Genomic DNA, 10,256 nt, shown 5'->3' with positions numbered 1-10,256 from the left:
GGGATGATGACGGGATCGGACATGGCGCGTTTCCTCGGGGGTGTTCTGGTGCGGCGGCGATTGTCGCGATGCGGCGGTGCGTTTCAAGCGCATACCCGGCCCTGGCGCACAGCGTTTACCGATTTCGGCGGGGATGAAGGGTGCAATCCTGACTACGTATGGGATATCGTTCTCGTCACGCGAAAGTGCGGGTTGGAGGCCCACATGATCCCCTCGCCAAGAGTGGCGGCGACCCTGGCGCTTGTTGTCGTGGGTTTGCCTGTATTCCTGCTGGCGGGAGTTGTGGCGGGCGCATTCAATATGCCTTGGCTTGCCGTCGCGGTTTGGCTTGCGCTCGGCGTGGCGTTTGCGTTGATTGGCGCTTTGCCGCGCCGTTGGCCCGAAGGCATCTTTGATGACGCCGATGTCGAATAGCCGACGCATTCGCGGAGCTAGTGGCTCGGCTCAGGCGCCGGCGTTGCGGATGTGGGGGGGGAGCGCGGCGAGGGCGGGGGCGAGTTGGGCTTCGAGGCCTTTGAGGTGCGGGGCGAAGCGCCGCCAGGCGCCGAGCGAGCTCTTATAGAGCGGTTGGCGCACTTGTTCGGAGCTGGCGGTGTTCACGGCGCGCTGGGTTTCGTGGAAATTGAGGCAAGCGGGCTCGAATTGCAGACCGCAATAGTCGAGCAGGCGCCGCGTTTGCCGCTCTTGGTCGAGCACCATGTCCTCGTAATCGACGCGCAGCACGTGGCCGGGCAGCACGCTGTTCCAGTGCTGCATCAGGCGTTCGTATTGCAGATAGAAGCGGCCGAGTTCGTCGAGGTCGTAGGAATAAGTTTGGCCTTGCGCGAACATCTGCTTGAAGCTGCCGAAGCAGGAATCGAGCGGGTGGCGGCGCGCGTCGATGATTTTTGCTTTTGGTAGGATGAGCGCGATGAGGCCGATCGAGCCGAAATTTTGCGGCGTCTTGTCGATGAAATAGGGGCGGTCGCCGCGATGGCGCTCGGCGCGCTTGATGTAGGTCTCGCCCATTTCGCGGAAATCGTCGGCGGTGAAGTCGCGCAGAATTTCCGGATAGGAGATGCCGGCATTGGTCATTTCGCTCAGCATGCGGCCGAGGATGGAGAGTTCGCCGCCGCCGCCGACGAGCGAATGGCTGGCGAGAATTTGCTCGACCAAGGTGGAGCCGGAGCGCGGCATGCCGACGATGAAAATCGGCGCGGGATCGGCGCAGCCTTGGCCTTTGCGCGCGGCGATGAAATCGCGCGTGAACACGCTGGCGACGCGTTGCGACATGGATTCGACGCTGGCGAATTCATAGCGCAGGCTGGCGCGATGTTGGGCCGCGCCTTGCGCATAAGATGCGAAGGCGGCGTCGTATTGTTTGGAATCCTCGTAGGCCTTGCCCAGCGCATAGAGCGTGTTGGCGCGCGCCGATGGGCTGGCGGTGGAATCGTCCAACAAGGCGCGCATCGCCGCGACATCGGCTTCGGTGAAGCGATAGGTTTTCATATTCGCGAGGTTCCACCAGGCCTCGCCGGCTTGGGGGTAGAGTTCGACGCAGCGGCGGAAGCAGGCGATGGCTTCGTCCGCGCGGCCGAGTGTCTTCATCACCGTGCCAAGGCCGAGCAGGCTCATGCCGTCGTCGGGGCGCAATTGCAGTGCGGCGCGATAGGCGCGCTCGGCGCCTTCCATTTCGTCGGCGATGACGAAGGCGTGCGCGAGTTTGGCGTGCGCGGTCGGGTTCTGCGGCGTCAGTGAAACGACGCGCGCGAAAGCTTGCACCGCGTCCTCGACGCGCTCGGCTTCGGCGAGTGCGACGCCGAACGCATCCCAGGCCGCGGGATAATTGGGGGCGATGGTGATGGCTTCGCGACCGGCGGCGAGCGCTTCATTGCGATGGCCAAGGGCGGCGGAGGCGAGTGCGAACAGGCGCAAGGCGTCGACATTGCGCGGGTCGGCGGCGATGGCTTCGCGGTAGAGCCGCGCGGCGCCTTCGAGATCGCCGGCTTGGTGGCGCTGCGACCCTTCGGCCAGCGCTTTGCGGCCGGGCGCCAGATCGACATAGCGGGCGAAGGCTTGCTCCGACGCGGCTTGCTCGCCGATGCGCGAGAGCGCTTGCGCGGCTTTGAGCCAAGCGCTGGCGTCGGATGCGCTGGCTTCGGCTTGTCGGAGCAAGGCCCACGCATCGGGCGTTACATTGGTGTTCATGGCCGCCATGAAGCACATTGGGGCGCGGGGTCACAAGGCGCGGCCTCTGTTGGGCGAACGCGTTTACCGTAGGTCGTCATTTCTGTGGCGGCGCGGCTGGGGAATTCTTATCATCGCGCGAAATGAGGGGGGATCATGATCGAGAATTTGTTTTCGCTTAAGGGCCGGGTGGCCTTGGTGACCGGCGGCTCGCGCGGCATTGGCAAGATGATTGCGCGCGGCTTTCTGGAGTCCGGCGCCAAGGTTTATATCTCCTCGCGCAAGGCGGATGCGTGTGACGCGGCGGCGGGCGAATTGTCCGCGTTTGGCCCGTGCATTCCGTTGCCGCAGGACGTGTCGACGGTGGCGGGCTGTCAGGCGCTGGCGGCCAAAATCAATGAATTGGAGAACGGCAAGCTCGACATTCTGGTGAACAATGCCGGCGCCGCCTGGGCCGCGCCCTTCGAGGAATTTCCCGAGAACGGCTGGGACAAGGTGATGGATCTGAACGTCAAGTCGCCGTTCTTCCTGACGCAAGCCTTGCATGGCGCGTTGAAGAACGCAGCGAGCGCGGAGCGGCCGGCGAAGGTGATCAATATCGCCTCGATCGACGGCATTCGCCTCAATCCGTGGGAGACGTATTCGTATCACGCGTCGAAGTCGTCGTTGCTCTATCTGACCAAGCGCATGGCGGCGCGGCTGATCAAGGATCGCATTGTCATGACGGCGATCGCGCCGGGGCCGTTTGCATCTGAGATGAACAAGGCCGCGCGCGATCATGGCGACGCGGTCGCGGCGCGCACGCCGGCCGGCCGGATCGGACGCGACGAAGATATGGCGGGCGCGGCGATCTTCCTGGCGTCGAAAGCTGGCGATTACGTCGTCGGCGATTCAATCGCCGTGGATGGCGGGATTGCGTATGCGAGCCTGAATGAGGGGCCGAGTTAGGGCGATCAGATTTCCGCTCTTGGCGCGATTCAGACATTCGGTCTCATCGCGCGCTGTCGTTGTAGCAGAGCAATGATGGGATGCGATCTTGCGGGCCATAGTGCCAGAAGACATGCAGCACCGCGCCTCCCTCTAGGTTCGGATACGTTCTGCTTGTGTAAGCGTCCACGGTGGCCGCTGGGGTGCATGCCTGCGTGCGAATTGATGCTCGCCTAACACCCAGGCGAACCAATTCGGCCTCAACCGCTTCCACCCGCCGTCTCGCCAACGACAGCGTCGAAGCCTGTCCAGCAATCGCCAGAGTGACTTGAACTGGTTGGCAAATTCGCGAACGAGCGTGCAAGGCTCCAATATACTCCAGCGCTGGCGGAGTCAGCGCATCCGACCCCGGTTCAAACGGGATCACGCCTAGGGCGTTTAGACATGGGTCGAATGGGGGCGGCGGACTCCTCGCCGCCGCATCGACGCGATCCTGCGCTGTGTGCGCTTGGCACGAGCCAAGAGCCACCGAGAGGCAAACCGCCAAAAGCAGGGTCCATAGGGTTCTCATCGGAAGCAGCGTAGCGAATCTTCCCTTCGGCGCGAATGTCCGCCTTCGGCGAAAAGCCGACCAACCGCGTCACTCTCGAATTCGACGGTAAACCTCATCCGTCGGCTTCGCCGACACCTTCTCCTTAACCAGGAGAAGGGACGCAGCGGCGATCAATGCGCCACGCTCGCGGCGCGGCGGAACACGGTGCGGATGGTGAAATTGCTGACGAGGCGGCGCACGCCGGGGAGGCGTGAGAGCGTGTCCTGGTGGACGCGCTCGTAGCGGTCGTCGTCGGCAATGACGATGCGCAAGAGATAATCGCTCTCGCCGGTCATCAGGTGGCAGTCCTGCACTTCGCGGCATTTGGCGACGGCGCGTTCGAAGGCGGCCATGGTTTCCTGCTTTTGGTTTTCGAGCGTCACCGCGACGAAGATGGTGGCGCTGCGGCCGAGCGCGGTCTCCGAGAGGATCGCGGCGTAGCCCTCGATCACGCCCATCGCTTCGAGCGCTTTGACCCGCCGATGGCAGGCGGAGGGGGAGAGGCCGACGCGTTCGGCGAGCGCCGCGGCGGTCATCATGCCGTCGCGCTCCAGCTCGAACAGGATTTTCTGGTCGAAGGCGTCGAGCCGGCTGGGAGATTTTTCCGACATTTGGCGTTTGACGCTTATAAATTGGCGTATGGGGCGGTCAGGATAGGGGGATTTGGAAGATAATGCACGAGAAATGGGATATTTCCGCGTTCAAATCCTATTCTCGCGGAGAAATCCCATGCGCGTCGGCTGCCCGAAGGAAATCAAGGTCCACGAATATCGCGTCGGCCTGACGCCAGAGAGCGCGGCCGAACTGGTCCGCGCCGGCCACGAGGTGTTTCTGGAGACCAAGGCCGGCGAGGGCATCGGCGCGCCGGATAGCGTGTACGAGAAAGTCGGCGTGAAGATCCTGCCGACCGCCGACGCCGTGTTTGAGCACGCCGAGATGATCGTGAAGGTGAAGGAGCCGCAAGCCGTCGAGATCGCGCGGCTGAAGCCGCATCACGTGCTGTTCACGTATCTCCACCTGGCGCCGGATCCGGAGCAGGCGGCGGGCCTGATGAAGTCGGGCGCGACCTGCATTGCGTACGAGACGGTGACGGATCGCGACGGACGATTGCCGTTGCTGAAGCCGATGTCGGAAGTCGCGGGCCGCATGTCTATCCAAGTCGGCGCGTACTTTTTGGAGAAGGCGCATGGCGGCCGCGGCGTGCTGATGGGCGGCGTGCCCGGCGTGCAGCCGGCGAGCGTTTTGATCCTTGGCGCCGGCGTCTCCGGCTACAACGCCGCGCAGATCGCGGTCGGCATGCGTGCGCGCGTGCAGGTGTTCGACAAGAACCCGGCGCGTCTGGAAGAGCTCGATCGCGAATTCAATGGCCGTTTGGAGACGGTCTATTCAACCAGCGCCGCGATCGCCGAAGCGATCAAGGAAGCGGACGTTGTCGTCGGCGCCGTGCTGGTGGCGGGTGCGGCCGCGCCGAAGCTGATCACGCGCGACATGTTGAAGACAATGCGTCCGGGTTCGGTGCTGGTCGATATTTCGATCGACCAAGGCGGCTGCTTTGAAACCTCGAAGCCGACGACGCATAGCGAGCCGACCTTCGTCGTCGACGGCATTGTGCATTATTGCGTGGCCAACATGCCGGGCGCGGTGTCGCGCACGTCGGCGTTCGCGCTCAACAATGCGACGCTGCCGTTCACCCTGGCGCTCGCCAACAAGGGCTACAAGAAAGCGCTGCAAGACGATCCGCATCTGGCGAACGGCCTCAACGTCTATGAAGGCGCGATCACGCACGAGGCGGTGGCGCGCGATTTGGGTAAGGCGTTCAAGCGGCCGGATTGGTTGGTGTAAGCGTCGCAATCGAAGGTTGCACATCGCGCGGTTATCAGGCACATTGCGGCGATGTTCAGAGGGATGGTCGCCGCAGCATTCTTGGTCGCCTGCATGGCGCCTGGGACGGCGGTGGCGGAACGTGCACCGGTGCAGACCGCGACATACAGCTTGAGACTGAGCGACGATTGGGCGGAGGCGCCGTCCAATGATGATGAGCAGCGCACCTTCGTTTCACGATCGCGCGATGTGCGGCTGGTGGTTTCGTCGATGCCGGCGGCCATTCCGGCCGACCGATTTGAGGAGATCGCGCGGTTCGTTGTCGACCGACGCATTGAACTTGAGCGCCAATTCGCTGCTGAGCGCGGACAACGCGTCAGCATTGCTGGGCCAGTGGTCATAAGCGAGGCCTGGGGCACATCGATGTCCTACACCGGCGCCTATTCGGGCGGTCGACAGTTCAGTTATTCGGGGTCGGTGACGCGGACGCAGGTGTTCAATCTCTATCTCGAGTCCGAGACGCTCTCGCACCAGCAGATTATCGCCGTGTCAGCGGAGGTCGCCGCGGGGCTCGACTTCACCTTTTGACGGCCGGATGTGGCGGGCCGCTACACGGCCGGTGTGAGCGTGGGCGCTTCTTCTTGTTTGGGCTGGCGCAGAAGCAAGAGCGCGATGAAGCTCAGGCCGGTCGCGGCGCCGAGATAGAAGCCCACATAGGTGAGCCCACCCAATTCCACGAGTTGGGTGGAGATGAGCGGGGTGAGGCCGCCGCCGAGAATGCCGCCGACATTGAAGGCGATGCTGGCGCCGGTGTAGCGCACGCGCGCCGGGAAGAGGCCGGGCAGCCAAGCGCCAAGCGGGCCATAGACGAAGCCCATCAGCAATTGCGCGAGTGCGAGGAAGAGCCCGATCAGCCAGAGCGAGCCGGAGCCCATGAGCGGCGCGAGTGTGAAGCTGGCGATGACGGTGAGCATGCAGCCTGTCATCAGCACGGTGCGCGGGTTGGATTTGTCGGCCCACACGCCGGCCCAGATGATGCCGATGGCGAGGAAGAGAATGGCGATGAGCTGCACGATGAGGAACGTCTCGCGCGAATAGCCGAGCGTGCTGACGCCGTAGCCGAGTGCAAAGGCGGTCGCGACGTAATAGGTGGCGAAGCAGGCGACGGCGCCGAGCGTGCCGCCCAACACTTGCGGCCAGTGCTTTACCAGCACTTCGCCGAGCGGCGCATGTGGCGGCGGCGCTTTCTCAAGCGCTTCCTTGAATTCCGGCGTTTCCGTGAGCTTCAAGCGCACCCAAAGGCCGATGATGACGAGTGCGGCGCTGGCCAGAAATGGAATGCGCCAGCCCCAGGTGATGAATTGCTCTTGCGTGAGAAAAAGCCCGAGCAAGAGGAAGAAGCCGTTGGCGGCGAGGAAGCCGACCGGCGCGCCCAATTGCGGAAACATGCCGAAGCGCGCTTTCCAGCCGGGCGGTGCGTTCTCGACAGCGAGCAAAGCCGCGCCGCCCCATTCGCCGCCCAGGCCGAAGCCTTGGCCGAAGCGCAGTACGCAGAGCAGGAAGGGCGCGATCCAACCGACTTGCGCGTAGGTCGGCAAAAACGCGATCGCGAAGGTCGCGCCGCCCATCAGCATGAGCGAGGCGACGAGCGTGGATTTGCGGCCGATGCGGTCGCCGAAATGGCCGAAGAACACAGCCCCGACCGGCCGCGCGATGAAGGCGATGGCGAAGGTCGCGTAGCTCGACATGAGCTGCGCGGAGGGCGAGTCGGATGGAAAGAAGAGCGGCCCGAACACGAGGGCGGCCGCCGTGGCGTAAATGTAGAAATCGTAGAACTCAACCGCGGTGCCGACGAGGCTGGCGGTGAGCACGCGGCGCGTGTGCGGCGTGTTGATGGCGCTGGTGGTGATGGCGGCCCCCTGTTTGGTTCTGATCTAGCGCGGGTGCAGCGCCGCTGTGAACCCTCTCCCCGCGAGGGGAGAGGGCAGGGTGAGGGCGGCGCGGGTGTTTGGGTTTGGGCGCCCGGTCGTTCGTTCGCGCGTGTGTTTAAGGCGGTTGCGCTCCACCCTCACCCCAGCCCTCTCCCTCCCAAGGGAGGGAGAGGGAGTCGCCGTGCTTGCAGTCACACGTCCGCGGCGCCAGCCTTTGCGCGCGGGAGGAAAACATGACGTTACAACAGCGCTGGCTGATTGGCTTTTATGCGTTGATCGCGGTCGTGGCGCTGGTGGCGACGTGGAGCCAGAACCTTTTCTACTTCACGCCGGACGAAAGCGATCCGGGGTTTGCGTTTCTGGACGCGACGCGCGTCAATCCGGCGAGCCGTTCGATCACGGTCGACCTTGGGCTGCTCTTGTTGGCGGCGGTGGCGTTCATGATCATCGAAGCGCGGCGCTTGGGCGTGCGCTTCGTATGGCTCTACATTGTGTTCGGCTTCATGGTGGCAATCAGCGTGACGTTTCCACTCTTCATGATCGCACGCGAGCTGCGGATTGCTAAGGCGCCGGATGTTGGCGGGGCTTGGGCGGTGAAGGCGGTGGATGTGGCGGGGATACTCGTCGTTACCGCCGCGATCGCTGGATTTAGCTGGTTTGTGTTGAGCTAGCCCGCGTTGCGAACAAAGGCGAAACACGGCAGCCTCCATGCATGTCGCGAATCAGTGCGCAGGCTTTGGATGAGTTGAACGAGGCGCAGCGCGCGGCGGTGGAGCATGGCTTGGCGCCATTGCTGGTGATCGCGGGCGCCGGCTCCGGAAAAACCAAGACGCTCTCGCATCGTGTGGCGCATTTGGTGGCGAACGGCGCCGATGCGTCGCGGATTTTGCTGCTGACGTTTTCGCGCCGCGCGGCCAGCGAAATGATCGCGCGCGTCGGCAAGGTGATGGCCAATGATGTGCGGATTCCGTGGGCGGGGACGTTCCATGCGATCGGCGCGCGGCTGTTGCGCGACTTGGCGCCGGTGATTGGTCTCGATGCGGATTTCACCATTCATGATCGCAGCGACAGCGCCGATCTGATGGGCATGGTGCGCCAAGAGCTGGGTGTGGCGACGGGCGCGAAGCGCTTTCCCATGAAAGGCACGTGCCTCGCCATCTATTCGCGCGTCGTGAATGCGGACGAGACGATCAGCGAAGCGTTGGCGGCGGCGTTTCCGTGGTGCCGCGAATGGGAAGCGGAGCTGAAGACGCTGTTCGCGGCGTACGTGGAGGCCAAGCAAAAGCAGAACGTGCTCGATTACGACGATCTGCTTTGGCTCTGGGCCGAGGCGATGCGCGAGCCGGCGCTGGCGGCGGAAGTCGGCGCGCGCTTCGATCATGTGCTGGTCGACGAATATCAGGACACGAACAAATTGCAGGCGCGCATCCTGATGGCGATGAAGCCGGATGGACGCGGCGTCACCGTCGTCGGCGACGATGCGCAATCGATCTATTCGTTCCGCGCCGCCGACGTGCGCAACATTCTGGATTTTCCGAACGCGTACAATCCGCCGGCGCGGCTGGTGACGTTGGAGCAGAATTATCGCTCGACGGAGCCAATCCTTGAGGCGTCGAACGCGGTGATTGATCTGGCGAGCGAGCGCTTCACGAAAAATCTGCGCACGACGCGCAGCGGCGGCGTCGCGCCCTATCTGGTGAGCGTGCGCGATGAGGCGGCGCAGGCGGCTTACGTGGCCGAGCACGTGTTGGAAGCGCGCGAGCGCGGTTTGGATTTAAAGAGCCAGGCTGTGCTGTTCCGGGCGGCGGATTTTTCCGCGCCGGTGGAGCTGGAGCTGACCAAGCGCGATATTCCGTTCTTGAAATTCGGCGGGCTCAAATTTCTCGAAGCCGCGCATGTGAAGGATTTTCTGGCGATTTTGCGCTGGGCGCAGAATGGCGGTGATCGCTTGGCGGGTTTCCGCACATTGCAATTGGTGCCGGGTGTAGGCCCAGCCAAAGCCGCGCGCGTGCTTGATGCGATGGATGAGAGCGGCGCTTATGGCGCGGTACGCAACACGGCGCCGCCGGCGGGCGCGAGCGAAGCGTGGAGTGCGCTGAAAGATATGCTGGGCGAACTGACGCGCGCGAACGCGTGGCCTGGCGATCTTGATCTCGTCGCGCGTTGGTACGAGCCGTTGATGCAGGAGCGCTATGACGATGCGCGCGTGCGTAAGGGCGATATTGAGCAATTGCAGCGTATCGGCGCGACGTTCGCGGGGCGGCAAAGCTTCCTTACGGATCTCACGCTCGATCCGCCAAACTCGACGAGCGATGAAAGCGGCAAGGCGTCGAAGGACGACGATTATCTGATCCTCTCCACGATCCATTCGGCCAAGGGGCAGGAATGGAGGAACGTGTTCGTGCTGAACGTGGTCGATGGCTGCATGCCGTCTGATCTTGGCGCCGGCTCGACGGCGGAATTGGAGGAGGAGCGGCGCCTGCTCTATGTGGCGATGACGCGTGCGAAGGATGATCTGCACCTGATCACGCCGCAGCGTTTCTATCACACGCAGCAAAACAAGAACGGCGACAAGCACGTCTACGCCAATCGCTCGCGCTTCATTCCGAGCAAGGTGCTGGACAAGTTCGAACAGAAGGCCTGGGCGCAACAGAGCGAAGCGCATAGCACAGCGCCGTACCCGCGCGGGCCGCTGCCGAAGATCGATCTCGCCGCGAAGGCGCGGGGGCGGTTTAGCTAGCCTTTGATGGCCTTGATTAGGCCATTCACGGCCGAGATCGCTGCTACGCGCTTGATGCGCTCAGCGAGTTCCTTCGCGT

General features: G+C 63.5%; 9 protein-coding genes. 6 read left to right on the top strand and 3 right to left on the bottom strand.

All coding sequences use genetic code 11. The annotated features are described in order from the left end of the window. On the top strand, positions 1–414 hold a 414-nt coding region (locus VF769_RS13585), incomplete at its 5' end, for a hypothetical protein (protein ID WP_331008961.1). A gap of 30 nt (positions 415–444) precedes the next feature. On the opposite strand, the gene VF769_RS13580 is transcribed toward VF769_RS13585, so the two are convergent. Beyond that, entirely contained in the window at positions 445–2,187 is a 1,743-nt protein-coding gene (locus VF769_RS13580) for a tetratricopeptide repeat-containing sulfotransferase family protein (RefSeq protein ID WP_331008960.1), read from the bottom strand. A 135-nt stretch (positions 2,188–2,322) separates the two neighbouring features. On the opposite strand from VF769_RS13580, the gene VF769_RS13575 reads away from it, so the two are divergent. After that, a complete protein-coding gene (locus VF769_RS13575; protein WP_331008959.1) occupies positions 2,323–3,114 on the top strand; it encodes an SDR family oxidoreductase in 792 nt (263 codons plus the stop codon). A 702-nt stretch (positions 3,115–3,816) separates the two neighbouring features. On the opposite strand, the gene VF769_RS13570 is transcribed toward VF769_RS13575, so the two are convergent. Continuing rightward, on the bottom strand, positions 3,817–4,296 hold the full coding sequence (locus VF769_RS13570; RefSeq protein ID WP_331008958.1) for an Lrp/AsnC family transcriptional regulator: 480 nt from the start codon (positions 4,294–4,296) through the stop codon (positions 3,817–3,819). 118 nt (positions 4,297–4,414) lie between these two features. Between VF769_RS13570 and ald the strand changes: the two genes are divergently transcribed. Together ald and VF769_RS13560 are read left to right on the top strand one after the other, a co-directional pair. Next, entirely contained in the window at positions 4,415–5,527 is a 1,113-nt protein-coding gene (ald, locus tag VF769_RS13565; protein ID WP_331008957.1) for an alanine dehydrogenase, read from the top strand. A 51-nt stretch (positions 5,528–5,578) separates the two neighbouring features. Continuing rightward, complete coding sequence (locus tag VF769_RS13560; protein ID WP_331008956.1) at positions 5,579–6,094, top strand: hypothetical protein; 516 nt, start codon at positions 5,579–5,581, stop codon at positions 6,092–6,094. Positions 6,095–6,114: 20 nt separating this feature from the next. Here VF769_RS13560 and VF769_RS13555 read toward each other — a convergent pair whose 3' ends face one another. After that, positions 6,115–7,416: an MFS transporter gene (locus VF769_RS13555; RefSeq protein ID WP_414731780.1), complete on the bottom strand. Its 1,302-nt coding sequence runs from the start codon at positions 7,414–7,416 to the stop codon at positions 6,115–6,117. Positions 7,417–7,670: 254 nt separating this feature from the next. Between VF769_RS13555 and VF769_RS13550 the strand changes: the two genes are divergently transcribed. Continuing rightward, the gene (locus VF769_RS13550) at positions 7,671–8,108 is read left to right on the top strand and encodes a DUF2834 domain-containing protein (RefSeq protein WP_331008954.1); all 438 of its coding nucleotides are present in this window, start codon (positions 7,671–7,673) and stop codon (positions 8,106–8,108) included. Between the two features lie 41 nt (positions 8,109–8,149). Beyond that, entirely contained in the window at positions 8,150–10,177 is a 2,028-nt protein-coding gene (locus VF769_RS13545; RefSeq protein WP_331008953.1) for an ATP-dependent helicase, read from the top strand. The last annotated feature ends 79 nt before the right edge of the window (positions 10,178–10,256 follow it).

The sequence above is a fragment of the Vitreimonas sp. genome, assembly GCF_036392335.1.
Lineage (GTDB): Bacteria > Pseudomonadota > Alphaproteobacteria > Caulobacterales > Aquidulcibacteraceae > Vitreimonas.
The sequence above is the reverse complement of the archived record's forward strand: the minus strand, read 5'-3'. Positions and strand labels throughout refer to the sequence as shown.

What these genes read in the sequence shown, in the direction of transcription:
- VF769_RS13580 (WP_331008960.1), bottom strand. Translation starts at nt 2,187, where the DNA reads ATGAACACCAATGTAACGCCCGATGCGTGGGCCTTGCTCCGACAAGCC.
- VF769_RS13575 (WP_331008959.1), top strand. Translation starts at nt 2,323, where the DNA reads ATGATCGAGAATTTGTTTTCGCTTAAGGGCCGGGTGGCCTTGGTGACC.
- VF769_RS13570 (WP_331008958.1), bottom strand. Translation starts at nt 4,296, where the DNA reads ATGTCGGAAAAATCTCCCAGCCGGCTCGACGCCTTCGACCAGAAAATC.
- ald (WP_331008957.1), top strand. Translation starts at nt 4,415, where the DNA reads ATGCGCGTCGGCTGCCCGAAGGAAATCAAGGTCCACGAATATCGCGTC.
- VF769_RS13560 (WP_331008956.1), top strand. Translation starts at nt 5,579, where the DNA reads ATGTTCAGAGGGATGGTCGCCGCAGCATTCTTGGTCGCCTGCATGGCG.
- VF769_RS13550 (WP_331008954.1), top strand. Translation starts at nt 7,671, where the DNA reads ATGACGTTACAACAGCGCTGGCTGATTGGCTTTTATGCGTTGATCGCG.
- VF769_RS13545 (WP_331008953.1), top strand. Translation starts at nt 8,150, where the DNA reads ATGTCGCGAATCAGTGCGCAGGCTTTGGATGAGTTGAACGAGGCGCAG.